The 25,234-nt window shown below is 66.9% G+C and carries 24 protein-coding genes; 18 read left to right on the top strand and 6 right to left on the bottom strand.

Annotated features, from left to right (window positions below; genetic code table 11):
* Positions 1 to 2: 2 nt before the first annotated feature.
* Together N825_RS05750 and N825_RS05745 are read right to left on the bottom strand one after the other, a co-directional pair.
* Positions 3 to 989 carry an FAD binding domain-containing protein gene (locus tag N825_RS05750; RefSeq protein ID WP_037448188.1) on the bottom strand — a complete coding sequence of 329 codons (987 nt, stop codon included), beginning with the start codon at positions 987 to 989 and terminating at the stop codon, positions 3 to 5.
* A complete protein-coding gene (locus tag N825_RS05745) occupies positions 986 to 1,483 on the bottom strand; it encodes a 2Fe-2S iron-sulfur cluster-binding protein (RefSeq protein ID WP_037448185.1) in 498 nt (165 codons plus the stop codon). Before N825_RS05745 ends, N825_RS05750 begins: the two co-directional genes overlap by 4 nt.
* A gap of 169 nt (positions 1,484 to 1,652) precedes the next feature.
* Here N825_RS05745 and N825_RS05740 point away from each other — a divergent pair, with 169 nt between their 5' ends.
* A complete protein-coding gene (locus tag N825_RS05740; protein WP_245613021.1) occupies positions 1,653 to 2,318 on the top strand; it encodes a response regulator transcription factor in 666 nt (221 codons plus the stop codon).
* Here the strand turns inward: N825_RS05740 and N825_RS05735 are convergent.
* The 3 genes from N825_RS05735 to N825_RS05725 all read right to left on the bottom strand — a co-directional run bounded on the left by N825_RS05735 (position 2,305) and on the right by N825_RS05725 (position 5,203).
* Entirely contained in the window at positions 2,305 to 3,348 is a 1,044-nt protein-coding gene (locus N825_RS05735; protein ID WP_157619000.1) for an aldo/keto reductase, read from the bottom strand. The genes N825_RS05740 and N825_RS05735 overlap by 14 nt on opposite strands.
* An 86-nt stretch (positions 3,349 to 3,434) precedes the next feature.
* Complete coding sequence (locus tag N825_RS05730) at positions 3,435 to 4,295, bottom strand: HpcH/HpaI aldolase/citrate lyase family protein (protein ID WP_063833644.1); 861 nt, start codon at positions 4,293 to 4,295, stop codon at positions 3,435 to 3,437.
* 14 nt (positions 4,296 to 4,309) lie between these two features.
* Complete coding sequence (locus N825_RS05725; RefSeq protein ID WP_037448179.1) at positions 4,310 to 5,203, bottom strand: fumarylacetoacetate hydrolase family protein; 894 nt, start codon at positions 5,201 to 5,203, stop codon at positions 4,310 to 4,312.
* A 227-nt stretch (positions 5,204 to 5,430) separates the two neighbouring features.
* Here N825_RS05725 and N825_RS05720 point away from each other — a divergent pair, with 227 nt between their 5' ends.
* From N825_RS05720 to N825_RS05685, 8 genes are all read left to right on the top strand, one after another.
* Entirely contained in the window at positions 5,431 to 6,159 is a 729-nt protein-coding gene (locus tag N825_RS05720) for a FadR/GntR family transcriptional regulator (protein WP_037448176.1), read from the top strand.
* 61 nt (positions 6,160 to 6,220) lie between these two features.
* Positions 6,221 to 6,967, top strand: a complete 747-nt coding sequence (locus N825_RS05715; RefSeq protein WP_037448674.1) for a sulfite exporter TauE/SafE family protein — start codon at positions 6,221 to 6,223, stop codon at positions 6,965 to 6,967.
* A gap of 45 nt (positions 6,968 to 7,012) precedes the next feature.
* Positions 7,013 to 7,999 (top strand): aldo/keto reductase, encoded by a 987-nt coding sequence (locus N825_RS05710; protein WP_037448173.1) that lies wholly within the window; start codon positions 7,013 to 7,015, stop codon positions 7,997 to 7,999.
* A 167-nt stretch (positions 8,000 to 8,166) separates the two neighbouring features.
* Positions 8,167 to 9,087, top strand: coding sequence for an alpha/beta hydrolase (locus N825_RS05705; RefSeq protein WP_037448171.1), 921 nt, complete (start codon positions 8,167 to 8,169; stop codon positions 9,085 to 9,087).
* A 93-nt stretch (positions 9,088 to 9,180) separates the two neighbouring features.
* Entirely contained in the window at positions 9,181 to 10,206 is a 1,026-nt protein-coding gene (locus N825_RS05700; RefSeq protein WP_037448168.1) for a tripartite tricarboxylate transporter substrate-binding protein, read from the top strand.
* Positions 10,207 to 10,230: 24 nt separating this feature from the next.
* A complete protein-coding gene (locus N825_RS05695) occupies positions 10,231 to 10,758 on the top strand; it encodes a hypothetical protein (protein WP_157618999.1) in 528 nt (175 codons plus the stop codon).
* A gap of 2 nt (positions 10,759 to 10,760) precedes the next feature.
* Complete coding sequence (locus N825_RS05690; protein WP_063833635.1) at positions 10,761 to 12,308, top strand: tripartite tricarboxylate transporter permease; 1,548 nt, start codon at positions 10,761 to 10,763, stop codon at positions 12,306 to 12,308.
* Positions 12,308 to 13,591: an LVIVD repeat-containing protein gene (locus N825_RS05685; RefSeq protein WP_037448163.1), complete on the top strand. Its 1,284-nt coding sequence runs from the start codon at positions 12,308 to 12,310 to the stop codon at positions 13,589 to 13,591. The genes N825_RS05690 and N825_RS05685 overlap by 1 nt, the downstream gene beginning before the upstream one ends.
* A 1-nt stretch (position 13,592) precedes the next feature.
* On the opposite strand, the gene N825_RS05680 is transcribed toward N825_RS05685, so the two are convergent.
* Complete coding sequence (locus tag N825_RS05680; RefSeq protein WP_037448160.1) at positions 13,593 to 15,212, bottom strand: L-lactate permease; 1,620 nt, start codon at positions 15,210 to 15,212, stop codon at positions 13,593 to 13,595.
* A gap of 397 nt (positions 15,213 to 15,609) precedes the next feature.
* Here N825_RS05680 and N825_RS05675 point away from each other — a divergent pair, with 397 nt between their 5' ends.
* The 9 genes from N825_RS05675 (at position 15,610) to N825_RS05635 (ending at position 25,215) form a co-directional block, all read left to right on the top strand.
* Complete coding sequence (locus N825_RS05675; RefSeq protein WP_051511594.1) at positions 15,610 to 15,948, top strand: STAS domain-containing protein; 339 nt, start codon at positions 15,610 to 15,612, stop codon at positions 15,946 to 15,948.
* Entirely contained in the window at positions 15,945 to 16,310 is a 366-nt protein-coding gene (locus tag N825_RS05670) for a response regulator (RefSeq protein WP_037448157.1), read from the top strand. The genes N825_RS05675 and N825_RS05670 overlap by 4 nt, the downstream gene beginning before the upstream one ends.
* Before the next feature lie 2 nt (positions 16,311 to 16,312).
* Positions 16,313 to 18,295, top strand: coding sequence for a chemotaxis protein CheA (locus N825_RS05665; RefSeq protein WP_245613028.1), 1,983 nt, complete (start codon positions 16,313 to 16,315; stop codon positions 18,293 to 18,295).
* 4 nt (positions 18,296 to 18,299) lie between these two features.
* A complete protein-coding gene (locus N825_RS05660; RefSeq protein WP_051511593.1) occupies positions 18,300 to 18,776 on the top strand; it encodes a chemotaxis protein CheW in 477 nt (158 codons plus the stop codon).
* 88 nt (positions 18,777 to 18,864) lie between these two features.
* Entirely contained in the window at positions 18,865 to 21,012 is a 2,148-nt protein-coding gene (locus N825_RS05655; protein WP_037448152.1) for a HAMP domain-containing methyl-accepting chemotaxis protein, read from the top strand.
* 33 nt (positions 21,013 to 21,045) lie between these two features.
* On the top strand, positions 21,046 to 21,537 hold the full coding sequence (locus N825_RS05650; protein ID WP_245613020.1) for a chemotaxis protein CheW: 492 nt from the start codon (positions 21,046 to 21,048) through the stop codon (positions 21,535 to 21,537).
* Positions 21,538 to 22,398, top strand: coding sequence for a CheR family methyltransferase (locus N825_RS05645; RefSeq protein WP_037448147.1), 861 nt, complete (start codon positions 21,538 to 21,540; stop codon positions 22,396 to 22,398).
* A gap of 8 nt (positions 22,399 to 22,406) precedes the next feature.
* A complete protein-coding gene (locus tag N825_RS05640) occupies positions 22,407 to 23,525 on the top strand; it encodes a protein-glutamate methylesterase/protein-glutamine glutaminase (RefSeq protein WP_037448143.1) in 1,119 nt (372 codons plus the stop codon).
* On the top strand, positions 23,518 to 25,215 hold the full coding sequence (locus N825_RS05635; RefSeq protein ID WP_157618998.1) for a hypothetical protein: 1,698 nt from the start codon (positions 23,518 to 23,520) through the stop codon (positions 25,213 to 25,215). Before N825_RS05640 ends, N825_RS05635 begins: the two co-directional genes overlap by 8 nt.
* Positions 25,216 to 25,234 lie beyond the last annotated feature (19 nt).

Genomic DNA, 25,234 nt, shown 5'->3' with positions numbered 1-25,234 from the left:
GGTCACAGCGACGTTCCGGTCAGGTGGCGCAGGCAGGAAATCAGCGTCCTGCGCGCCAGCGGGATCTTGAAGTCGTTCGAGCCGTGGCCCTTGGCGGGGGCCAGCAGCGCATCCGCCGCCGCCTCGAAGGCGGGGCTCCCGGGTGCCTGCCCGATCAGCGCCCGCTCGACCGCGGGGTCGCGCCATGGCATCACGCCAAGCCCACCGAACGCCAACGTGGCGCTGGCGATCCTGCCGTCCTCGACGGACACGGCGCCGGCGACGGAAACCAGCGCGAAGGCGTAGGACGCCCGGTCCCGGACCTTGCGGTAGATCTGCCTGCCGGCGGGTGGGGGAGGTAGTTCGATATGGGTGATCAACTCGCCGGGCTGGAGCACCGTCTCGATATGGGGCGTGTCCCCCGGCGGAAGGTGGAACTCGGCGATCGGGATGCGACGTTGTCCACCTTCGGCTCGCAAGGTCACCAGGGTGGCGTCGAGCGCCCGCATGGCCACGGCCATGTCGCTGGGGTGGCTGGCGATGCAATGGTCGCTGGTGCCCAGCACGGCCATGATCCGGTTGAACCCGCCGATCGCGGCGCAGCCGGTCCCCGGTGCCCGCTTGTTGCACGGCGCCGCCGTGTCGTAGAAGTAGTTGCAGCGCGTCCGCTGCAGCAGGTTGCCGCCCGTCGTCGCCTTGTTGCGCAGCTGGCCCGAAGCACCGGCCAGAAGGGCGCGGCTCAGCATCTCGTATTTGGCGATCACGCGCTTGTCGGCGGCCAGATCGCTGTTCGGCACCAGCGCGCCGATCGTCAGCCCGCCGTCCTCGCGCTCCTCGATGTCCGCCAGCGGCAGGCGGCTGATGTCGACCAGCCGCGTGGGCGTCTCGATCTGGAGTTTCATCAGGTCGAGCAGGTTGGTGCCGCCCGCGATGAAGCGGGTTCCAGTCTGGGCGAAGCCGGCCACCGCCGCTTCCGGGGTGTCCGCCCTGGCGTAGTCGAAGGTCCTCATGGCTTGGCTCCGGCGACATCGCCAATGGCGTCGACGATGCCGGGGTAGGCGGAACAACGGCACAGATTGCCGCTCATCCGCTCGGAAATTTCGGCCTCGTCCAACTCCACCGCGCCAAGATCGGCCGTTACGTGGCTCGGCCACCCTTTCGCGACCTCATCCAGCATGCCGACCGCCGAGCAGATCTGGCCGGGAGTGCAGTAGCCGCACTGGTACCCGTCGTGCCGCACGAAGGCCTGCTGCATCGGGTGCGGGTTTTCGGGTGTCCCGATCCCCTCGATCGTCGTGATGTCGTCGTCTTGGTGCATCACGGCCAATGTCAGGCAGGAATTGATCCGCCGCCCATTGACCAGGATGGTGCAGGCTCCGCATTGCCCGTGATCGCAGCCTTTCTTGCTGCCCGTCAGGTCGAGATGCTCGCGCAGCAGGTCGAGCAGCGATGTTCGGATATCCGGGTCGAGTTCGTACGAACGACCGTTGATCGTGAAACGCATGGGAGTTCACCTTGTTGGTGGATACCATGGAAACACGTGGCGTCGTCGAAAAGGTCCATGGTGACGCCGCCCGAAGCTGGCTGCGAAGGTCCGGCCAGAATGGTATGTCTATTCAGCCCGTCTCGGTCGCGGGTGGCGGACGGGGCCCATCGATCACGGGGGAAAAGCTTTGATACCGGACGAAACCATCGTCTTCATCGTCGATGACGATCCGTCGATGCGCCGGTCCTTGGAGACGTTGCTGCGTTCCGTCGGCCTAAAGCCGATGTCGTTCCCCTCGACCGAGGATTTCCTGCGGGCCGGCCATACCGAATCGCCGGGCTGCCTCGTTCTCGATATCCGCCTGCCGGGGTCGAGCGGGCTCCAGTTCCAGCGCGAGATGGTGGCGGCGGGGATACAGCTTCCCGTCATCTTCATCACCGGCCACGGCGACATCCCCATGTCGGTGGCCGCGATGAAGGCGGGAGCGATCGAGTTCCTGCCCAAGCCCTTCCGCGATCAGGATTTCCTGGACGCGGTCCACAAGGGGATCGAGCGCGATCGGCTCCGCCGCGAGCGCGGCGCCTTGGTTGGCGAACTCCGCGAGCGCTTCGAGCGGTTGACCCCACGCGAGCGGGAGATCATGGCGCTGGTCGCCTCCGGCCTGATGAACAAGCAGATCGCCGCCGAACTCGGCCTCAGCGAGATCACGGTCAAGATCCACCGCGGCCGGATGATGCTCAAGATGGAGGCCAAGTCGCTGCCCGATTTGGTCAGGATCGCCGACCGCCTCGCGCTGACCGACGCGACGGCGGCGGCCCTCCCGTCTTCCCCTGCTGGCGCTACCCGGCAGTGACGCCGCCGGTGACGTCACCGATCGCGTTGCGCGGAACCCGCCCCTCGATCGGATGGGCCGGATCGGTGAAGCCGTGGGTCGAGGTGTGCCCCGGCGCCACCAGCCGATCGACCAGCGCCTCGTCCTCGGCGGTGAACCGATAGTCCAGCGCCGCCTGATAGCCATCCCAATGCGCCTCGGTGCGCGGGCCGGCGATGGCGGAGGCGACCAGCTTGTTGTTCAGCACCCAGGCCAGCGCGAAATTGGCGGCCGTCGTGCCACGCGCCTCGGCGTGCGCCGCCAGTTCGCGCGCGATCCGGATCGATTCCGGCCGCCATTCCGTCTCAAGGATGCGCTTGTCCGACCGGCCGGCGCGGCTTTCCGGATCGGGTGCCGCGTCCGGCGCGTATTTCGCGGTCAGGACCCCGCGCGCCAGGGGGCTGTACGAGACGACGCCCAGCCCAAAATGGCCCGCCGCTGGCAATTGCTCGCTCTCGGCGGTCCGATTGACGATGTTGTAAAGCGGCTGGCTGGCGACAGGCCGATCGATGCCCACCAGGTCCGCGATCCGCGAGATGTCGGCGATCCGCCAGCCGCGGAAGTTGGACACGCCGAAATAGCGCAGCTTGCCTTGCCGGATCAGGTCGGCCAGCGCCCGCACCGTTTCCTCCAGGGGTGAATCGAAGACGGCGCGGTGCAGGTACATCAGGTCGATGTGGTCTGTGCCCAGTCGCCTCAGGCTGGAGTCCACGGCCTGATTGATCCACTTCCGCGACAGCCCGCCCTGGTTGACGCCGTCGCCCATCGGGTTGGCGAGCTTGGTGGCGACGAACCACCAGTCGCGTTCCGCCGCGATGGCGCGGCCGACGATCTCCTCCGACCGGCCCTTGTTGTAGACGTCGGCGGTGTCGATGTGGTTGATCCCGCGGTCACGCGCCTTGTCGATGATCCGGCGCGAGGTCGCCTCGTCGGTTGGTCCGCCGAACATCATGGTGCCCAGCGTGATCGGGGAGACCTTGACGCCGCTCTTGCCCAAATACCGGTAGTCCATCACTCGCCCTCCCAGGCGTTGTCGTTCACGACGTTGGATCGACCCTAGCCGAGGAAGCGGCCGCCGTCGCGGAAATCCCGCCCGCGCTAGCGCGCCCGGGCCAGGACGCGCCGCATCGCCAGGGCCACCGGCCGCTCGATCATCCTGCCATCCAACAACGCGACGCCGGCCGACGCGGCGTTGGCCTCATCCAGCGCCGCGATGACGCGGCGGGCCTGGGAGACCTCCTCATCGGTCGGGGAGAACGCGGCGTTGATGACGGGCACCTGGGTCGGGTGGATCGCCATCTTGGCCGAGAAGCCAAGCCCCTGGACCCGTCTGGCCTCCCCGGCACAGCCGTCCGGATCGCCGACATCGACGAATGGCATGTCGATCGCGGGAACGCCCGCCAGGGCCGAGGCGTGGACGACCCGCGCGCGGCTGCGGAACAGGGCGTCCCACGTCACCGACGAGCCGAGTTCCGCCGCCAGATCCAGGCCGCCGAACATGATGGCCGCGATCCGTGGAGAGGCGGCCGCGATGGCGGTGGCGTTCTCGATGCCGCGCAGGGTCTCGATCTGGGCCACGATCCCCAGCCCGACACCGGCCGAAGTCAGCAATTGGTCGATCCACTGCACCTCCTCGGCGGAATCGATCTTCGGGACCGCGATGAAGCCCCCTCCGGGCCGCACCTCGAGGATCGCCAGCACGTCGCGGAGCCCGCTCTCGGTGCGCACGCTGTTGATCCGGACGACGCTCTGGCATCCCGCGGCCGCCGGGGCGGTGAGGAAGCGCACCGCCTCCTCGCGCGCTCCGTCCTTGGCATCGGGAGGCACGGCGTCCTCCAGATCGACGCAGACCGCGTCGGCGCCGCTCGCCGCCGCCTTGGCGAAGCGGTCGGGCCGCGTCGCCGGTACGAACAGCAGACTGCGCCAACCGGCCTTGGTGTGATCGGCTTCCGTCAGCATGGCCATTCCTCCGATCAACGCAGCGTGTTCGTCAGCCGGCCGATGCCGTCGATCTCGATCGTCACCCGGTCGCCGCGCTTCAAGTAACGCGGCGGGTTGAAGCCGATGCCGACTCCCGCCGGCGTGCCGGTGGCGATCACGTCGCCGGGCCGCAGCGTGATGCCGGCGGAGATGGTCTCGATCAGGGTCGGGATGTCGAAGATCAGGTCGCTGGTGTTGGCGTCCTGGCGCAGCTCGTCGTTCACCCAGCAGCGCACCCCCAGCGAAGCGGCGTCCACCTCGTCCGCCGTGACGATCCAGGGACCCATCGGGCAGAAGGTGTCGAACGACTTGCCGAGGAACCACTGCTTGTGCCGCCCCTGAACGTCGCGGGCCGTCACGTCGTTGATGATGGTGTAGCCCCAGACATGGTCGAGCGCCCGCTCCTTCGTGATGCCGCGGCCGCCCTCGCCGATGATGATGGCCAATTCGGCCTCGTAGTCGATGCTGTCGCTGACGCCCTCCGGATACCGGATGTCGTCACCGTCGGCGATCACCGATTCCGGCACCTTGGTGAAGATGATCGGCACCTCCGGGATCGCGTCGGACTTGTCCTTGGAACTGCTGTCGAACCCGCTCCGGCTGAACTCGTGCGCGTGGTCGAAGTAGTTCTTGCCGACGCACATGATGTTGCGGGCGGGGCGCGGGATCGGCGCCTCGATCCGCGCGGAGGAGAGATCGATGGCGTCGCCGGTTGGGCGGATGCGGGCCTTCAGGTCGCCATAGCGCTCGATCAGGTCGACCATGCCGGCGACGCGCTCTCCCAGGATCGCGTCGACCGGCCACGCCGTGCCGGCGACCGGATCGACCAGCGCGACCTTTCCCTGGCCATCCCTCGCGCCCATGTCCCCAAGTGTGGCGAACTTCATCGGTGTCTCCTGATCCAATAGTGAGCCATTACCAAAACCATTATTGCCAAATGGCGCTGGTTACGCAATGATGGATCAAGATTCACCGCCGCGCCGAAAACCGCCTCGTCTGGAATACCCGCTGAAAACGCTCATGTTCGCCGCTCTCGACGGTATTGCCGCCTTTGGCGCCGACGGCTAGAAATGGGCTCTGTTTGGTTCACCATCGCGGACCTCTGGAGCTGCCCATGGATACACGGAACATTCGAAGTCACGCAGCGACGGGAGCCAGCGCCCTGGTCCAGATGATCGAGGACAACATCGCGGACGGGTCTTGGACGGCGGGATATCGGCTGCCGCCCGAACGCGATCTGGAAAAGCAGTTCGGCGTCTCGCGCAACACCCTGCGCAAGAGCCTCAAGCTGCTCCAGGACCAGGGCCGGATCGTCCGGCACGTCGGCCGGGGCTCGTTCGTCGCGACCCCGGGACAGGCGACAGGTCCTGGCCCAGATCCGGAAGCCGCCGACAGCCTCGTCCGCCGCATCCACGGCGCCAGCCCGGCGGAGATCATGGAGGTCCGGCTGGTGATCGAACCCGCCGCGGTCGAACTGGCGGCGCTCCGCGCCAACGCCGCGGACGTCCGGCGGTTCCGGGAATGCGTCGCCAAGTCCGAGGCCGCCGAGGATGTCGGCACCTTCGAGCTGTGGGATGGGCAACTCCATGTCGCCATCGTCTCGGCGTCCAAGAACAGCCTGCTGATCGACCTGTACTCGACCATGAACGAGACCCGCAACCAGCCGGAGTGGCTGAGGCTCAAGCATCGCTCCCTGACGCCGGAGCGGCGCCAGGTCTACCAGGACCAGCACAGGCGCATCGTGGAGGCGCTGGCCGATCGGGACGCCGACACCGCGCGGTCAGAACTGCGCGACCACCTGCTTCTGGTCCGCTCCAACCTGCTGGGTTCGGCGGTCTCCTGATGGGCGGTTGGCCTGGGATTGGCGCCGTGACGGCCAGGGCGCCATCCGGGACGCCCCCGCGATGAGCGCCGGGGCGGTCGTGATCATCGCGGTGATCGTGCTGGCGACCTCCTTCCTGTCCGGCATCTTCGGCATGGCCGGCGGCATGATCTACATGGGAGCGCTGCTGCTCCTACTGCCCGTCCCGGCGGCCATGGTGCTGCACGGCGTCACGCAGACGGCCTCCAATGGCTGGCGGGCCTACCTGTGGCGCGGCTACGTGGTGTGGCGGATCCTGCTGCGCTACCTGATCGGATCGGCGCTCGCCTTCGGCGCGTTCACCCTAGTGCGCTTCGTGCCGGATCCGGCGCTCGTGCTTTTGGTGCTGGGATTGACGCCCTTCCTCGCCTGGATGGTGCCCGAGCGTCTGGCGCCCCGCGCCGACCGCTTCGGCGGCGCCGAACTGTGCGGTTTCATCGGAACGGCCTTCCAACTGTTGTCCGGCGTGTCCGGTCCACTGCTCGACGTCTTCTTCGTGCGCTGCCCGCTCGACCGCCGGGCGGTGGTCGCGACCAAGGCCGCCTGCCAAGTCGCGACCCACCTGCTGAAGCTGGTCTATTTCGGCCGGATCATCGGTGACGGCGGCGCCGAACTTGGCTGGCCGGTGCTGGTGATCTCCGTCGTCCTGGCGATGGCGGGAACCAGCCTCAGCCGGGCGACCCTGGAACGGCTGACCGACGTTCAGTTCCGCGACTGGACCCAACGTATCGTGCTGGGCGTCGGCCTCGTCTACCTCCTGCAAGGCATCGTGGCCTACGCGGGAGACTGAACCAAGACGTCAAACAACCAAAAACAGCATCGGGAGGGACGGAGAATGCAGCGCCGCAACCTTGGAAGCGCCGGCTTGGTCGTTTCCACCATCGGCCTCGGCTGTTCGGGCATGACCGGCGACTACGGTATCCCCGACGACGTGGAATCCACCGCCACAATCCACCGCGCCATCGAGCTTGGCGTCACCTTCCTCGACACCTCCGACGCCTACGCCGATGGCCGCAACGAACAGCTGATCGCTGGCGCGATCAAGGGCCAGCGCGACGGTCTGGTGCTGGCGACCAAGTTCGGCAACATCCGGGGACCCAACGGCGAGCGGGGCAGGGTCAACGGCAAGCCCGAGCATGTCCTCAAGGCCTGCGACGCCAGCCTCGCGCGGCTGGGGACGGATGTCATCGACCTCCTGTACCAGCACCGCGTCGATCCCGACGTTCCGATCGCCGAGACGGTGGGCGCCATGGCGCGGCTGGTCGAGGCGGGCAAGGTCCGCTTCATCGGGCTGTGCGAGGCCGGTCCGGATACCATCCGCCGCGCCCACGCCACCCATCCGCTCTCGGCGGTCCAGATGGAATATTCCCTGTGGAGCCGGGACGCCGAGGACAGGATCCTGCCGGTTCTCCGCGAGCTTGGCATCGGCCTGGTCCCTTACAGCCCGCTCGGCCGCGGCTTCCTGACCGGGATGTTCCGAAAGCGCGACGACCTGATCGCCAGCGACCGCCGCCACGCGCATCCGCGTTTCCAGGAAGGCAACTTCGAACGCAACCTCGACCTGCTGGACACGCTGGACCAGATGGCGCACCGGCTCGGCCGGACGCCAGCGCAGGTGGCGCTCGCCTGGGTGCTCTCCCGAGGAGCCGACATCGTGCCCATCCCCGGAACCAAGCGCCGCTCCTGGTTGGAGCAGAACGTGGCGGCGACGGCGATCCGTCTCGCCAAATCCGATCTCGACGCCTTGGACACCGCGTTCCCACCCGGCGCCGCCTCCGGCCCCCGCTATCCCGAAGGCCAGCTCCGCAAGCTCGGCATCTGACCCGAGGCTCGGCCGGCGGTCCAACCAATCTGAAATTGGTTTCCGCTGCGCAGCAATCAACATGCTTGAGGAAACATGGGCTTGACAACGGTGGGCAGCTGCCGCCCAATGTGAACCTATAGAAAATTGGTTAGAAATTGGCGTACCCAAGGGGAGGAGAAATCACCATGGGCCAAGGCAACCAGAACACTCCCACCGGCACCGAACATTGGACCAATAAGGGCGACGCGCGGCTGTTCCTATGGGAAAAGCCAGCGGTCGGCGGAACGCCGAAGCGCGGGACGATCCTTTTCGTCCATGGCTCATCAATGGCGTCGACACCGACCTTCGACCTCCAGGTGCCGGGCCGCGATGACAGCTCGGTGATGGACGTGTTCAGCCGGCGCGGGTTCGACACCTGGTGCGTCGACATGGAGGGCTATGGCCGCTCCGAGAAGTCGCGAAACGTCACGGCCAACATATCGGACGGCGCCGACGATCTGGCGGCCGCCTCCGCCTATATCCAGGAGACCCGCGGCGCCGGTCCCCTGCTGGTCTACGGCATATCGTCCGGAGCCCTGCGGGCCGCCCTGTTCGCGGAACGGCATCCGGAGAGGGTCGCCCGCCTGGCTCTCGACGCCATGGTCTGGACGGGGGAGGGAAGCCCGACGCTGGCCGACCGCCGGAAGAAGCTGCCCCAGTTCAAGGAGATGAGGCGCCGGCCGATCGACCGCGCCTTCGTCCACTCGATCTTCAGCCGCGACCATCCCGGCACCGCCGACGAGAAGACCGTCGACGCCTTCGCCGACGCGATCCTGGCGCTCGATGACTCGATGCCGAACGGCACCTACATCGACATGTGCGAGAACCTGCCGCTGGTGAACCCGGAGCGCATCACGATGCCGACCATCGTCATGCGCGGCGAGTACGACGGCATCGCCGGGATGGACGACCTGCTCAAGTTCTTCGCGGCCCTGCCAAATTCGGACAAGCATTTCGCGGTGATGCCGGGCATCGCCCACGCCAGCTTCCAGCAGAAGAACCACGCGCTGGTCCACCACATCCTGATCTCGTTCTTCGAGCAGCCGGAACCCGTCTATCTCGGCTGACCAGCCATAGGCTGGACAGCCCAAGGCTGACCCCGTGCGAACCCCGCGGCGAAAGACCGGCGGGTGAACCAACAAAAAATGGGAGGGACCTCAATGACCTATTCGCCGACACAGTCGCCGCTCGTCACCCGCCGCGCGTTCTGCGGCGGTCTGGCCGCCGCCGGGATGATGGCCGCCCTGCCGGTCTCGCGAGCCTTCGCGCAGGGGACATATCCGGAGCGGAACTTCCGCGTGATCATCCCGACGGGGCAGGGCGGCGGGGCGGAACGGCTGGCCCGCGCCTTCGACGACGCTTGGTCCAAGCTGCTCAAGCGCCAGTTCGAATACACCTTCCATCCCGGCGCCGCCGGTCAGATCGGCTACGAGCTGTTCGTCAAGCAGCGCGAGGCGGACGGGCACAACCTGCTGTTCGGCAACATGGGCCCTGAGATGATCATGTACGCCGTCCAGAAGCCCAACTACCGCTTCCCCGAGGACTTCATCTATTTCGGCCGGACCGATATCGACGACAGCTGCGTCTTCGTCCGCAACGACAGCCCCTACAAGGACATCAAGTCGGTCGTCGAGGCGGCCAAGAAGAAGCCCCTCAACGTCGCGGTCAGCCGCATCCCGCATCCGGCGTCGATCGGGATGCTGGCGCTGGGCGAGGCCACCGGCTCCAGCTACAACCTGATCCCCTATGGCGGCGGCAACCCCACCTATGTCGCCGTGATGAACGGCGAGGCCGATATCGGAGCCCTGCCCATCACCGGCGTGCTCTCCCTGACCAGCCAGTTCAAGGTGCTGGGCGTCTTCAACAAGGAGAACATCTTCGCGGGCATCACCGAGAACGCGCCCACCATCAATTCCGCCTTCGGCTCGTCGATCCCCGACCTCTATTCCTCGCGCGCCTGGGCCATCCACGCCAAATGGGCCGACGCCCATCCCGAGAACTTCGCCCTGCTGCAAAGCACGGCGGAGCAGGCCCACGCCTCGGCCGAGTTCCGCGACGGCTTCGTCAAGACGGGCGCACCGGTCGAATCCCTCAAGTTCGGCGATCGTCAGGTTTGCACCGACTACGCCAACGCCATGGTCGAACTGGCCAAGCGCTACGAACCGGTGCTCAGCGCGCAACGGTAATTCGATGAGATAGGGAGCGACACCATGAGCGAAGACGCATCCCGGGCGTTGCGAGAACGCCGGAACGCGCGGTTGGGCGCCGACCTGATCATCCCGGTCCTGGCGACCGGCTTCACCCTCTATTACCTGATCACCTCATCCAATCTGGTCTGGGAAGCCAGGGCCAATGGGACCGTCGTCGGCGTCACCCTCCTGACCCTGATCGCGATCCAGGTCGCCCGCGTCGTCATCCAACTCCGCAGGAGCACGGGCAGTCTGGGATTCGGCGATCTCGGCCGATGGACACCGGCGCAGGCCCAGCGCCTCATGCTGATCGCCACCCTGATCGTGTTCGTCATCACCATACCCTGGCTCGGGACGACGCTGGGACTGTTCGCGGTGATGTTGGCCGCCATGTGGATCCTCGGGGTGCGGGCGCCATCGACGCTGCTTGGCGTGGCGCTCGGGGTTTCCACCACGGTCTATCTCCTCTTCATCGTGACGCTGGGAGCGCGTTTTCCGGCCGGGCCGATCGAGAACGGCTTGGCTCCGCTGTTCGGCGGGGGGCTCTGACCATGGGTTGGGATAGCGCCCTCTTCCTATCGCTCTTCACCGACAGCCTGATGCTGATCTGGATCGTGGTGCCCGCCGTGCTGCTCGGCATCGTGGTCGGCGCCATTCCCGGCTTCAGCGCCCAGAACACGCTGATCATCCTGCTGCCGCTGACGCTCACGATGGACATCAACGTGGCGCTGGCCTTCATGGTGTCGCTCTACTGCGCCACCCATCTCGGCGGCGGCATCCCCGCGATCCTGGTCAACATGCCGGGCACGGGGGGCGCCGCGGCGACCACGCTGGACGGCTACCAGATGACGCTGAAGGGCAAGGCCCAGCAGGCGCTCGTCCTGTGTTTCGTGGCGAGCACCGTCGGCGGCCTGGTCACCAGCCTCGCGACCGTCGCCCTGCTGCCGTACCTCGCCCAACTCGGCCTCTATCTGCGCAGCGTCGAGATGGTCGCGGTGATGGTCTTCGGCCTCGTGCTGATCGCGGCGATCGCCGCCGACGATCCGCTCAAGGGCATCATCGCGGGGTTCTTCGGCCTGATGATCGGAGCGATCGGCACCGACCACATCTACGGCACGCCGCGGGCCGCCTTCGGCTTCCTGGAACTGTACGACGGCGTGCCGCTGGTGCCGGCCCTGATTGGCTTGTTCGCGATCTCCGAGGCCTTCAGCATGATGGAGCGCTCCACCGTCGTGCCGCGCTCGTCGGTCGTCGACACCAAGGCGCAGTGGGCCGACACCCTCGATGGCCTGCGGCTCAGCCTCAAATACTGGTGGCTGACGATCTGGACCAGCTTCGTTGGTCTGGTGATCGGCGTGGTGCCCGGCGCCGGCGCCAGCATCGCGTCGTTCGTGGCCTACCAGCAGGCGCGGATGTTCTCCAAGACACCCGACGAATTCGGCAAGGGCTTCGCCCCCGGCGTGGTGGCTCCGGAATCGGCCAACAACGGTGTCACCTCGGGCACGCTGGTGCCGCTGATGGCGATCGGCGTGCCGGGCGGCAGCACCGCCGCCGTCATGATGGTCGTGCTGCAATACCACGGCATCGTCCTCGGCCCCCGGCTGTTCATCGAATCACCCAACATCGCGTACGGCATCTTCTTCTCGATGACGCTGTCCTACATCGTCATGATCTTCACCATCCTGCCGCTCGCCCGCTACATGAGCCAGGTGGTGCTGATCCCGACCAGGATCCTGGTACCGCTGATCCTGTCGCTGACCATCGTCGGCGCCTTCGCCAACCGCGAATACGTCTTCGACATGGGACTGGCGCTGGTGTTCGGCGTGATCGGCTACATCGCCCGCAAGACCAACTACCACGTCACCGCGATCCTGATCGGCATCATCCTGGGGCCGCTGTTCGAGCAGTACCTGCTGCGCTCGCTGCGGATCGGGCAGGGCGACCTGACCATCCTGTTCTCATCGACCACCGCGAACGTGCTGTGGGGCTTCGTCGTGCTCTCGGTGGTGCTGCCTTGGCTGCGGGGCAAGCAGCAGGAGCGCCAGCAAAGGAACCTCCAGGACCGGGCGCCCGCCGCACTGACCGGAGACCAAGCCTGATGTCGACCATGCCCCCATCGAAGGACTTGTCCAAGAACCTCCGTCTGGTGGGTCACCTCGACCTGCCCGGCGGAGGGCAGGTCACCGTCTCCGGCGGCCATGCCTATGTCGGCCACATGAAGCCGCCGCACGGGACCACCATCATCGATGTCCGCGACCCGGCCCGCCCGCGCGTCACCGCGTCGATCGAGCTGCCGACCGAGGATTCCCACACCCACAAGGTTCGGGTGGTCGGCGACCTGATGATCACCAATGTCGAGCAGAACGACCGCCACGCGCTCCGCCGGGGAGCGCGGCTGGCGGAGGCCACGGCCGCCCTGACCGCCAGCCTTGGGCGTCCTCCCACCGACGCCGAGGTGGCGGCGGACCTCAAGGTTCCGGAAAGCCTGCTGCCGCGCCTGCGCCACGTGCTCGAGCACGGCTATGGGGACGGCGGCTTCAAGGTCCACGACGTCTCGGACAAGTCCCGGCCGGTCGAGATCGCCTATGTCAGGACGCACGGCGTCGGCGTCCACCGCTTCGACATGGACGACCGTCACGCCTACATCTCGACCGAGATGGACGGCTATGTCGGCAACATCCTGGTCGTCTACGATATCGCCGATCCGGCCCAGCCCACCGAGGTCTCCCGCTGGTGGATGCCCGGACAGCACGTCGCCGGCGGCGAGACGCCCTTCTGGTCCGGCCAGCGCAACCGCCTACACCACGCGCTCCGCTTCGGCGACGAGTTATGGGCATCGGTCTGGTACGCCGGCTTGCGGGTGATCGACATCTCCGACGTCACCAAGCCGCGGACGATCGGCGCCTACGACTACCATCCGCCGTTTCCCGAACCGACCCACACCATCGCTCCCGTGCCCGTCAAGTGGAAGGGGCGCCAGATCGCGGTGGCGGTGGACGAGGAACACGACCACACCCCCGGCCAACTCCACGGCGGTCTCTGGTTCTTCGACGTCGAGGATCGGACCGACATCAAGCCGATCGGCATGTTCCACCTGAGCGAGCTGGACTCGCCGTTCTCCCGCATCGGCGCCCGCTTCGGCGCGCACCAGTTCCAGGAGCGGGTCACCGGCGACACGCTCTACTGCACCTGGTTCTCCGGCGGCCTCCGCATGCTCGACATCTCCAACCCCACGGCGCCGACGGAGACCGGCTGGTTCATCCCGGAACCGCCCCCCGGCCAACCCTGCGCCCAGAGCAACGACGTGTTCGTCGACGACCGCGAGTTGATCTACGTGATCGACCGGAACCGGGGGCTCGACATCCTGGAGCGGACGGCCTGACTCACAGCAGGAACGACAGCGCGAAGGTCCAGACGCAAACATAGGCGAGCAGCGCCAGGCTGTACGTCAGCGTCGTCCGCATGATGGCCGACTCGTTGCCCACCTGACCGACGGCGCCGGCGGCGATGGCGATCGACTGCGGCGAGATCAGCTTCGCCATGACGCCGCCGCTGGTGTTGGCCGCCACCAGCAGCGCTTGGCTGATCCCGATCTGCGAGGCCGTAACCGACTGCAGATGGGCGAACAGGGTGTTGCTGTTGACCACGGAGCCGGTGATGAACACGCCAAGCCAGCCGATCACCGGCGAGATCAGCGGGAACAGGCGCCCGGTCTCGGCCAAGCCCAGCCCGATGCTGGAGGAGGCGCCGGAGAAGTTGGCGATATAGGCGACCGCCATGATCAGGCAGATCATGGCCAGCGGCCGCCACAGCTCCGCCACGGTCTGGACCAGTTGCCGCCCGGCGGCGGGAAGGGACAGCCTGCTCGACAGCAGCGTCGTCAGGATGGCCGAGATCAGGATGGCGGTTCCCGGCGCGCCGACCAGCGCCACGCTCCAGATCGCGGGCAAGTCGCGGACGGCCGCAGCGATCGGCGGCGTTTCCTGGACCGCCAAGTGCAGATGGGGGATCGCCAGCCTCAGGACCGTGTCGGCCAGCGGCCCGCCTACGGCGAACAAGCCCTTGAAGGCCGGCAGGCTCCAGACCAGGATGACGCCGGTCAGGATGTAGAAGGGCGACCACGCCGCGATCACCTGTTTCAGCGGCCAGCGCCGGTCCGACATCGGCGGCGCTCCAGCCTCGCGGTAGATGTGCCTGGGTCGCCAGACTTGCATGAAGAGGGCGAGGGCGCCCATCGAGACCAGCGGCGCCCCGATATCCGTCAGCTCCGGTCCAAGCAGGTAAAGCGTCACGGACTGGACGCCGCTGAACAGCCCGCCGATCAGGACCAGGACCGGCCAAGTCTCCCGAACTCCCCGGAAGCCGTCGAGCACCAGGACCAGCAGGGTCGGGACGAACAAGGTGGACAACTGCACGATGGCGATCATCACCAGCGACATGTCGGCCAAGTCCACCCCTCCCTGCTGGGCGCCGACCAGGACCGGGATGCCGATGGCGCCATAGGCGCCGGACGCGGCGTTCGCCAGCAGGCACAGCATGGCCGCCTTCACCGGCCGGAAGCCAAGCTCGACCAGCAGCGCCGCGCAGATCGCGATGGGCACGCCGAAACCGGCGGCACCCTCGAGGAAGCCGCCGAAGCAGAACGCGATCAACACGACTTGGACACGCTGATCCTCGGAGATGGTGGCGATGCTGCCCCGGATGACCTCGAACTTGCCGCTCTTGACCGCCAGCTTGTAGAGCCAGACCGCCATCAGCACGATGTAGCCGATCGGCCAGAGCCCGCTGGCGATGCCGAAGACGGCGGCGCTCAGGATCTTCTCAGCCGGCATGCCGAACAGGAACAGCGACACCGCGGCGGAGATGACCAGCGTCACGACCGCCGCGACCAGTCCTTGGAGCTTCAGGACGGTCAGGGCGATGAGGAAAAACAGGATGGGAACCGCGGCCCCCAGCGCCGACAGGTAGATGTTGCCGAGCGGGGCATAGATTTGTTGCCACATGGCGACGCTTTCCTGATCGACTAGATCAATTTATCGAAAATAAACGAGCGGCCAGATCCCCCATGCTGTTTATCACATAACTTCGTACCCTCGGCGGAGGGCAAAGGTATTCAACCGACATCAGTTGGATCTGCGAAAATCACAGCGTTTCCTTGGTGACGCCACGATGTTTCTTGATCCGTCGCATGGCGGTCCATTTGGGATCGTTCATCATCCTTCGTCACGATGAAGCAAGAACGTTCTAAGTCGATCTAACTATAAAATGACAGCGCAAGCTTATCACCTTCGTGATATCGCCTGAATGAGCAAGCTTTAACAGTATCGAAACCCGGTGACGGTATTAAATTATTCCTAGAGGTTTTAGTAGTTTTACAGTTGGATGCCTGAGATTTCGAGAATGGTAAACGAAAAGAAAACAATACTTGTTCGTTTTGCTGGCTCCCTCACCGTGCCGGAAGCCGCGCATATCCGCTCGTCCCTCTTGGATGCCTTTCGCGATGGGGATTCGGTCGAGGTGGACTGCTCGGGCGCCACCGATGTTGACCTCAGTTTCGTCCAACTACTGCTCGCCGCCCGGCGCACCGCGGTCAAACTCGGTAAGTCCATCACACTTTCGGCTCCCGCGGCCGGCGCGTTGCTCGACACCCTGGCGCGCGGCGGCCTCCTGGGTTCGGGAGCATCCGCCGCCGCGGCGGACCATTCATTCTGGATGACAGGGGCCATTGAACAGCCATGAAAACCATTCTGACGGTCGATGATTCGCCAAGCATCCGGCAAATGGTCAAGCTCACCCTCTCCGCCGCCGGCTACCAGATCGCCGAGGCCGCCAACGGCGCCGAGGGATTGGCGAAGGCCAAATCGACGCCGATCCACATGGTCATCACCGACTTGAACATGCCGGTGATGGACGGGCTCACCTTCATCCGCGAACTGCGGAAACTCCCGACCCACCGCGGCATCCCGATCGTCTTCCTGACCACGGAGTCGGATGGCGACATCAAGCGGCAGGCCAAGGAGGCCGGTGCCACCGCCTGGATCGTCAAGCCGTTCCAGCAGGAGCAGCTCGTCACCGTCGTCCGCAAGGTCGTCGGCCCGTGACCATGACCGACCCGATCGAGATCTTCCGCCAGGAGGCTCAGGAGCTGCTTGAGCAGCTGGAGGCGTCGCTTCTCGATCTCGACGGCGCGTCGGATGGGCGCGATCTGGTCGACACCGTGTTCCGCGCCCTGCACACGATCAAGGGATCGGGCGCGATGATGGGCTACGGCAGCGTCGCCGATTTCACCCACGACTTCGAGACGGCCTTCGACCGGGTCCGCAACGGACTGGTTCCGGTCAGTCCCGACCTGATCGCCGTGTCGCTCGCCGCCAAGGACCACATCCGCGCGCTGATCGAGACGCCCGATCGGGTCGACCCGGCGGAGAGCGAGCGGATACTCGGCGATTTGCGCCACGTGGTCGATGGGACCGACGTGACGGCGACCGCGGCGCCCGACGCTCCGGACGCGGTGACGTGGCGGGTGCGTTTCCGTCTCGCCAAGGACGCGATGGCCACCGGCACGAACCCGCTCCTGCTGCTGGACGAGCTACGTTCGCTGGGGAACGCCACCGTCGCAGCCTTGACCGACACCATCCCCCCGCTGGACGAGATGGAGGCGGACGACTGCCATCTGGGCTGGGACGTCACCCTCGACACCGCCCATCCGAAATCCACGATCAAGGAAGTCTTCATGTTCGTCATCGACGACATGGAGCTCCGGATCGAGCGCGTCGAGGAAACCGCGCGAAGCCCCGAACCTACGGCGCCGGTGGCCTCTCCGGTCATCGCCCCAATCGCCGCCCCCATCGCGAGCCCCGAAGCCGATGAGCCGCGCCCCGAGCGGGACGCCGCCAAACCCGGCATGAGCCTGCGTGTGGCCGCCGAGCGGCTGGACGAGCTGATGGACAGGGTGGGTGAACTCGTCATCGCCCAGGCGCGGCTGACCCAGCTCGCCGCCGTCAGCGCCGATCCCAACGTCAAATCGGTGGCGGAGGAGTTGGAGCGGCTGACCTCCGGCTTGCGCGACACCACCATGGGCATCCGGATGGTGCCGATCGGCTCGCTGTTCGGCCGCTTCCGCCGTCTCGTCCACGACCTGTCGCGCAGCCTCGGCAAGCGGGTCGACCTGATCACGGCGGGGGAGGGAACCGAGCTCGACAAGACCATGATCGAGCGGCTGGCCGAACCCGTCGTCCACCTCATCCGCAACGCGATCGACCATGGCCTTGAAGGACCGGACGAGCGCGCCGACCGGGGCAAGCCCGCGACCGGAACCCTCCGTCTGGTGGCGCGGCACGCCGGGGCCGAGGTCCTGGTCTCGATCATCGACGATGGCCGCGGCCTCGACCGCGACCGGATCCGGGCCAAGGCCGAGGAGCGCGGGTTGCTGGCTCCTGGAACCGAGATCGCCGACGGCGACCTGTTCCAGTTCCTGTTCCATCCCGGCTTCTCGACCGCGCGGGAAATCTCCGCCGTGTCCGGCCGGGGAGTCGGCATGGACGTGGTCAAGCGGACGGTCGAGGGGCTGCACGGCGGCATCGACATCGCGACCACGCCGGGGCGTGGCACGGTGGTGACTCTCCGGCTGCCGCTGACGCTCGCCATCATCGATGGGCTGCTCGTCCGGGTCGGGCAGGGCCGCTACGTCATCCCGCTCTCGGCGGTGGAGGAATGCGTGGCCCTGACGCTGGCCGACGACACCCGGTCCAAGGGGCGCAGCTTCCTCAACATCCGCGACGATCTCGTTCCCTTCATGAGGCTGCGCGACCTGTTCATGACCAACCTGGCGCCCGACCCGCATCAGCGGGTGGTGATCGTCGCGTCGGGGGACTTCCGCGTCGGGCTGGTGGTCGATCAGATCATCGGCAGCCACCAGACGGTGATCAAGTCGCTGTCCCGGCTGCACGCCGATGTCGAGACCTTCTCGGGCGCCACCATCCTGGGAGACGGCACGCTCGCTCTGATCCTGGACGTGGCGCAGCTGGTCGAACTGGGCCGCGCCCGGGAAGAACGGCAAGGCGCCCGCCGGCTGGAGGTCGCGTAGCGTCATGGCCGAACCGCTTTTCCTCCCCACCACCTCCCCTGGTGGGACACCCACCGCCCTCGAGGTGCTGACGCTCAGCCTGGATGGCGAGGTGTTCGCGATCGAGGCGGGTGTCGTCCGGGAAATCCTCGATCCGGTCCCGGTCACCGAGGTGCCCGGCGCCCGGTCCTTCGTGCGCGGCATGATCAATGTCCGCGGCAAGGTCGTGCCGCTGGCCGACCTCCGCTCCCGTTTCGGGATGGAGCCGACGCCTCGGACGATCGACACCCGCATCGTCGTGATCGAAATCCCGCTGGATGGCGAGCCGATCATCGTCGGCATCCTCGCCGACAAGGTCTTCGAGGTCACGGCGATCCCAGCGGCATCGATCGAACCGGCCCCCAGGATCGGGATGCGCTGGCAGCCGGAATTCGTCCGCTGCATCGGCAAGCGATCCGACGACTTCGTCATCATCCCCGATCTGGAGCGGATCTTCGCCTGAAGCCGCCCGGACCAATCCTTCCGTGACCACCGCAACCACCCGCCAACCGCCGCCCCCCGCGCCGTCGGCTATTCGCATGGAGCAGACTATGAGATTTTCCATCAAGCTCAAGCTGGGGATCGCTTTCGGCGCCGTCATCGGCCTGTCGATGATTTCCGGCGGGCTCGCCTATTCCAAGCTGTCCGCCCTCAACGACACGGTCGAGCACGTCATCAACATCGACGCCAAGCGGCTGGAGTTGGCCCAGGAGCTGTCGATCGGGCTGGTCAACTCGGTGCGCGGCGAGAAGAACATGCTGCTGGCCACCAATGACGAGGACATGGCGCGGTTCCAGGGCGAGATGCTGAAGGCGCGGGAAGAGGTCAGGCGGACCCGCGACACCACCTACGCGATGGCGTCCGACGAGGGCAAGCGGATCCTCGACAAGTTCACGGCCAGCTTCAACCGGCAGGCCGAGGTTCAGGACAAGGCCGCCCATCTGGCCCGGCTGGGATCGTCCCAACGCGCCCGCGACCTGACGAACCGCGAGGGCAAGCCGGCGTTCGAGTCGGCGTCGGGAGCGTTGGGCCGGATCACGGCGCAACTGGAAAATGGCGGCCTGTCGCGCGATCCGGAGGCGGCCTCCGACGCCGCCGATCGGCTGCGGATCGAGATGGCTGGCGTCGCCGGCGACACCCAGGGTTTCCTTACCATTGACACCATGACCGAGATGGATCGTCAGGCGAAGGCGCTGACCGAGCGGATCGAAGCGCTCCGCCGCCAGAAGACCGCCTTGCGCGGCTACTTCTCCGACGGTGCCGCCATCGACACCTTCGATCAGTTCGGCGCGCGGTTCGATCAGTGGATCAAGCTGGAGGAACAGGTCATCGCCATCAACCGCGAGGGTGGCGGCATCCAAGCGCTCCAACTGTCGGTCGGTGACAGCAGGAAGGCCCTGCTGGAGGCGGACGACGCGGCCACGGCCTACCTGGAGCGCATCAAGAACCAGATGGCGGAGGCCAAGGCCAACGCGGTGGCGAACTATGAGGACGCCCGGTTCCTGCTGGTCTCGGTCATCCTCGCCTCGCTCGCGGTCGCCATCATGGCGGCGGTCTGGATCTCGGTCACGATCGGCAGGGGACTGGCGCGGGCCGGCGAACTCGCCAAGACGGTGGCGTCCGGCGACTTGACCCAGACCGCAACCGTGTCGTCCAACGACGAGATCGGCGACCTGCTGGGCCACATCAACGACATGGTCGGACGTCTGCGCACGGTGGTGGGCGAGGTCACGACGGCGGTCTCCAACGTCTCCGCCGGCAGCCAGGAGCTTTCGGCCAGCGCCGAGCAACTGTCCCAAGGCGCCACCGAACAGGCTTCGGCGACCGAACAAGCCTCGTCCTCGATGGAGGAGATGGCCGCCAACATCAAGCAGAACGCCGAGAACGCCGGGCAGACCGAGAAGATCGCGCACCAGTCCGCCAGCAACGCCCAGGCCAGCGGCGAGGCGGTGGGCCGCGCCGTCGACGCGATGCAGACGATCGCCGAGAAGATCACCATCGTCCAGGAGATCGCCCGTCAGACCGACCTGCTGGCCCTCAACGCCGCCGTCGAGGCGGCCCGCGCCGGCGAGCACGGCAAGGGGTTCGCGGTGGTGGCGTCGGAGGTCCGCAAGTTGGCCGAGCGCAGCCAAGCCGCCGCCGCGGAGATCGGCACGCTGTCGACCGACACGGTCAAGGTGGCCCGCGAGGCCGGCGACATGCTGACCCGGCTGGTGCCGGACATCAAGCGGACCGCCGAACTGGTGGAGGAGATCACCGCCGCCTGCCGCGAGCAGGATATCGGGGCGGAGCAGATCAACCAGGCGATCCAGCAATTGGACAAGGTCACCCAGCAGAACGCCAGCGCGTCGGAACAAGTCTCCGCCACATCGGAGGAACTGGCCGCCCAGTCGGAACAGCTGCAAGCCTCGATCGGCTACTTCCGCGCCGAGGAGCGGCCGGCCTCCGTCGTGGCCGCTCCCTACAAGACGGCCGGCGCCCGGCCGCTGGCCCGTCCGGCCTCCGCGTTCCGGCCGGGACCCGCGTCCAGGATCGCCGGCGCCAAACCCGCTGGTGCCGCGGCGCGACACAAGGGCTTCGGCGGACGCGCGGCCTCCGGCGGGCGGAGCGTCGGCGGGAGCCGGCAGTCGGAGGGCGGCTTCGCCTTCGATCTGGCCGACGCCGGGGATGCGGTCGACGCCGAGTTCCAGCGGAACTGAGTGTCTGGACCGGAACGCCGGGGAGCGGGAAACATGGGGATCGGGACGGGTAAGGGCATGGCGGACAGGGACCAGTACGTGACACTTGGCTTGGACCGCGAGGTGTTCGCCGTTCCCGTCGGCAAGGTGCGGGAGATCCTCGACGTCCGGGCGATCTCCAGCTTGCCGCACGCGCCGGCCTACCTGCTGGGCATCATCGATGTCCGGGGACGGAGCATCCCGGTGATCGACCTCAGGGTGAAGCTGGGCATGCCGGCTGTGCCGGCCACCCCCGACAGCAGGATCATCGTGACGGAACTCGCCGCGGCGGGCCGCGTCCTGGTCCTCGGCTTGCTGGCGGATCGGGTGTTCGAGGTCACGGCGATGGATGGCGACCGGATGGACCCGCCGCCAGACATCGGCGCGCGGTGGGAAGCCCGCTGCGTCGTCGGCGTCGGACGCCGGGGCGATGGCTTCGTCATCGTCTTCGACCTGGAGAAGCTGTTCGCCGACGAGGACCCGCTGGCGTCCGGAGTGGCCGCTTGAATGGCTCCAAATCCATACGGCGACCGGCCAAAGGTGGACCGGCTCGGGACGGACGACTATGGGCGGCTGGCCGACATCTTCCAATCCTACACCGGCATCCAGCTGCCGCCGGGCAAGCTCACCATGATCGAGGGGCGGTTGCGGAAGCGGGTCCGCGTCCTGGGATTCGACGGCATCGTCGAATATTGCGACTACCTGTTCCAGCACGGCGGCTTGGACGCCGAATTCGACCATCTGGTCGACGCGGTCACCACCAACAAGACCGACTTCTTCCGCGAACCCGACCATTTCCGGTACCTGTGCGACCAGGCGGTGCCGGCCTTGCTGGCCGACCGCCGCGCCAGCGACCGGAAACTCAAGCTGTGGAGCGCCGCTTGTTCCACCGGCGCCGAGGCCTACACCATGGCCATGACGCTGGCCGACCTGTTCAGGAGGATCGGCAACCGCAACGTCGCGATCCTGGGAACGGACATCTGCGGCGAGGTCCTGGAGCAGGCGGTCGCGGCCATATATCCCGACGACATGCTGGCGCAAATCCCGGCCGGGATGCGGCGCTACGTCATGCGCGCGCGTGATCCGAACCGCCGGGAGTTCCGCGTCGTGCCCGAACTGCGGCGGATGGCGCGCTTCCAGCGGCTCAACCTGATGGACCGCGACTATCCGGTGGATGCCGACATCGACGTCATCTTCTGCCGCAACGTGCTGATCTATTTCGACAAGCCGACCCAGCGCGCGGTCGTCGAGCGCCTGAGCCGCCATCTCCAGCCCGGCGGCTTCCTGTTTCTCGGCCATTCCGAATCCACGGTCGGGCTCGGCTTGGACTTGGTCCAGATCGCGCCGACGATCTTCCGCAGGCGATAGGAGCTGCCATGCGCCCGAAGATCCGCGTCCTGATCGTCGACGACAGCGCGTCCATCCGGCAAACGCTGGCGGATATCATCGGCGGCGATCCCGATCTCGAGGTGATGGGCACCGCGACCGACCCCTTCGTCGCGGCGGCCCGCATCCAGAAGGAGGTTCCCGACGTCATCATCCTGGATGTCGAGATGCCGAGGATGGACGGCATCACCTTCCTGCGGAAGATCATGGCCCAGCGACCGATCCCGGTCGTCATGTGCTCGTCGCTGACCGAGGAGAACTCGGAAACGCTGGTCCACGCCATGGAGGCGGGGGCGCTTGACGTGATTTGCAAGCCCAGGACCGACACCAAGCAGTTCCTACTGGAATCCAGCGTCCGCATCCGCGACGCGATCAAAGGCGCCGCCCGCGCCAAATGGAGCCGGAGCGGCCGTCCCTCGCGGACGGTCGAGGCGAAGCTGAGCGCCGATGTCATCCTGCCGCCGCCCGTCGCCGCGAAGGCCATGGCGCGGACGACCGAGCGGGTCGTCTGCGTCGGAGCGTCCACCGGGGGCACCGAGGCGCTGCGGCGGGTTCTGGAGGCGCTGCCCGTCGACAGTCCGGGCGTCGTGATCGTGCAGCACATGCCGGAGATGTTCACCGCCGCCTTCGCGCGCCGCCTGGATGGGATTTGCCAAGTCGAGGTCCGGGAGGCCAGGGATGGCGACGCCGTGCTGCCCGGTCTGGTCCTAATCGCTCCAGGCAACAGCCACATGCTGCTCCACCGCGGCGGCGCCCGTTACAACGTGGCGATCAAGGACGGCCCCCTGGTCTCCCGGCACCGCCCGTCCGTCGACGTGCTGTTCCGGTCCGCGGCACAATACGCCGGGGCCAACGCGGTCGGCATCATCATGACCGGCATGGGCGATGATGGCGCCCATGGCCTGCTGGAGATGCGTAAGGCGGGCGCCACCACGCTCGCCCAGGACGAGGAGACCTGCGTCGTGTTCGGCATGCCGAAAGAGGCGATGGCTCTCGGTGCCGTCGACCGGGTCGTGCCGCTCGATCACATCGCCGCCGAGATCACGCGGGCGCGGGCCGGAACCGCTTCATACCGCTCCAGCCTTTCAGGGTCCGACATCGATGACTGAGCCTTTCCCATCGCCCATGTTGGCGGCGGAACCCGCCCAGGAACTGTCCGTCATCGCCGGTCTGTTCCGCGAACCGCTCGAAACCGCCGATGGCGTCCTGCTCGGCGTGGGAGACGGCCTCTCGATCGCCGTCGATGTCTTCGGCCGACTGACCGAGGCGTTCGAAGCGTTGCCGGGCGAGCTGGACGGCGAGGATCTGCGCCAAGCCTGTGAACACCTGACCGAAGTCGCCGCCGCGGCGGCTTCCATGGCGGCATCCCTCGCCGACGAGGAGAGGGTGCTCGCCCGGCTGCGCGGCTCGATCGGACAGGTCGGCTCGTCCGTCACCAAGCTTCGGAGCACGGTCGGCGTCATAGCGCTGCTGTCGGTCAACGCGCGGATCGCGGCGGCCCATCTGTCGAACGGTGGCGAGGACTTCGGCGTCTTCACCCAGCAGGTCACGCGCCTCGCAAAGACTGTGGAGAGGACGGTCGGCGATCTCGACCGCGACCATGTCGGCCTGGATCTCCTCCTGCGCTCCGCCCAGGCCGAACAGGACACGTTCCGGCGCCGGTACGGGCAGTCGCTGGCGGCGGTCGCCGAGCGCCTGGACACGGAGCTTCGCCTGTTCCGCGCCCATCGCGCCCGATCGGCCACCCTGGCATCGACGATCGGCGAACGATCCGGACAGATCGCCAGCCAGATCGGAGCGGCGGTCATGTCCTTGCAGATCGGCGACCGGACAAGGCAGCGCCTGGACCATGTCGCCCAGGCGCTTGACCTCCTGATGGAGGACGACCCGTGGTATGGAGCGGGAACGACGGTCTGCCTGCTCCAGGCGGCGCAGGTCGGTCAGGCCGCCGACGAGTTCGCCGACGAGACGCGCCGAACTTCCGAGGCCTTGCGCCGACTGTCGCTGGACGCCGCGGCATTGGTCGATCTGGGAGCCGACATGCTGGGGAGCGACGGTGGGTCCGGCGGCTCGTTCCTGGACAGGCTCCGTGACCGGATCGCCACCGTCAGCGCCTTGATGACCGAGTGCCAGACCGCCCGGGGCAAGGTCGACCACGTGACGGAAAGCCTGTCGCGGACCCTTGGCGATCTGGTCAGGCGGGCCGAAGCGGTCCGGGCGATCGAGACCGACATGCGACTGATCGGCCTGAACGCCGCCTTCAAATGCGGACGCCTGGGCGACGAGGGTCGAACCTTGAGCGCCATCGCGCACGAACTCCGCGGCTACGCCAGCCAGATCGTCGAGGACGCCCGGCTTCTCAAGGTCGTCCTCAAGGATGTCATGTCCGACAGCGACATCCTGGACCGCCAAAGGCGTGAACAGAGCGCCCGCTCGATCTCGATGCTGGAAGCGCGTATCGGGTTGTCCGTCTCCAAGCTCGGGCATGGTGGCGACCGTCTCTCGTCGGCCATGGCGGCGCTCGCCGGGGAAGGCCGCCACGTCTCGGCGTCGCTCGCCGACAACGCGCGGCGGATCATCACCGAGACGCGCCTGGACCAGCCCCTGCGCGCCACCGTCGATCAGCTGGAACGGGTCGCGAGGGCGCTGCCCACCTCGGTTCCCGACCGCGAGAACCGCATCCTCGCCCAGATCGCCGCCCGCTACACCATGGCCAGCGAGCGGAAGATCCACGAACGCTTCTCGCCCTCGACCGCGCCGATCGAGACCGAGGACGCCCTAGCCGACATCTTCTTCTAACGCCCTCATGTTGCTACTA

The sequence above is a fragment of the Skermanella stibiiresistens SB22 genome (assembly GCF_000576635.1).
Lineage (GTDB): Bacteria > Pseudomonadota > Alphaproteobacteria > Azospirillales > Azospirillaceae > Skermanella > Skermanella stibiiresistens.
This window is presented reverse-complemented; position numbering and strand designations above follow the sequence as displayed.

Coding starts and splice junctions, on each gene's coding strand:
- N825_RS05640 (WP_037448143.1), top strand. CDS start 22,407: ATGCGCCCGAAGATCCGCGTCCTGATCGTCGACGACAGCGCGTCCATC.
- N825_RS05680 (WP_037448160.1), bottom strand. CDS start 15,212: ATGTGGCAACAAATCTATGCCCCGCTCGGCAACATCTACCTGTCGGCG.
- N825_RS05735 (WP_157619000.1), bottom strand. CDS start 3,348: ATGGACTACCGGTATTTGGGCAAGAGCGGCGTCAAGGTCTCCCCGATC.
- N825_RS05710 (WP_037448173.1), top strand. CDS start 7,013: ATGCAGCGCCGCAACCTTGGAAGCGCCGGCTTGGTCGTTTCCACCATC.
- N825_RS05670 (WP_037448157.1), top strand. CDS start 15,945: ATGAAAACCATTCTGACGGTCGATGATTCGCCAAGCATCCGGCAAATG.
- N825_RS05635 (WP_157618998.1), top strand. CDS start 23,518: ATGACTGAGCCTTTCCCATCGCCCATGTTGGCGGCGGAACCCGCCCAG.
- N825_RS05715 (WP_037448674.1), top strand. CDS start 6,221: ATGAGCGCCGGGGCGGTCGTGATCATCGCGGTGATCGTGCTGGCGACC.
- N825_RS05700 (WP_037448168.1), top strand. CDS start 9,181: ATGACCTATTCGCCGACACAGTCGCCGCTCGTCACCCGCCGCGCGTTC.
- N825_RS05695 (WP_157618999.1), top strand. CDS start 10,231: ATGAGCGAAGACGCATCCCGGGCGTTGCGAGAACGCCGGAACGCGCGG.
- N825_RS05655 (WP_037448152.1), top strand. CDS start 18,865: ATGAGATTTTCCATCAAGCTCAAGCTGGGGATCGCTTTCGGCGCCGTC.
- N825_RS05720 (WP_037448176.1), top strand. CDS start 5,431: ATGGATACACGGAACATTCGAAGTCACGCAGCGACGGGAGCCAGCGCC.
- N825_RS05725 (WP_037448179.1), bottom strand. CDS start 5,203: ATGAAGTTCGCCACACTTGGGGACATGGGCGCGAGGGATGGCCAGGGA.
- N825_RS05750 (WP_037448188.1), bottom strand. CDS start 989: ATGAGGACCTTCGACTACGCCAGGGCGGACACCCCGGAAGCGGCGGTG.
- N825_RS05665 (WP_245613028.1), top strand. CDS start 16,313: ATGACCGACCCGATCGAGATCTTCCGCCAGGAGGCTCAGGAGCTGCTT.
- N825_RS05645 (WP_037448147.1), top strand. CDS start 21,538: ATGGCTCCAAATCCATACGGCGACCGGCCAAAGGTGGACCGGCTCGGG.
- N825_RS05730 (WP_063833644.1), bottom strand. CDS start 4,295: ATGCTGACGGAAGCCGATCACACCAAGGCCGGTTGGCGCAGTCTGCTG.
- N825_RS05685 (WP_037448163.1), top strand. CDS start 12,308: ATGTCGACCATGCCCCCATCGAAGGACTTGTCCAAGAACCTCCGTCTG.
- N825_RS05745 (WP_037448185.1), bottom strand. CDS start 1,483: ATGCGTTTCACGATCAACGGTCGTTCGTACGAACTCGACCCGGATATC.
- N825_RS05660 (WP_051511593.1), top strand. CDS start 18,300: ATGGCCGAACCGCTTTTCCTCCCCACCACCTCCCCTGGTGGGACACCC.
- N825_RS05690 (WP_063833635.1), top strand. CDS start 10,761: ATGGGTTGGGATAGCGCCCTCTTCCTATCGCTCTTCACCGACAGCCTG.
- N825_RS05705 (WP_037448171.1), top strand. CDS start 8,167: ATGGGCCAAGGCAACCAGAACACTCCCACCGGCACCGAACATTGGACC.
- N825_RS05675 (WP_051511594.1), top strand. CDS start 15,610: ATGGTAAACGAAAAGAAAACAATACTTGTTCGTTTTGCTGGCTCCCTC.
- N825_RS05650 (WP_245613020.1), top strand. CDS start 21,046: ATGGGGATCGGGACGGGTAAGGGCATGGCGGACAGGGACCAGTACGTG.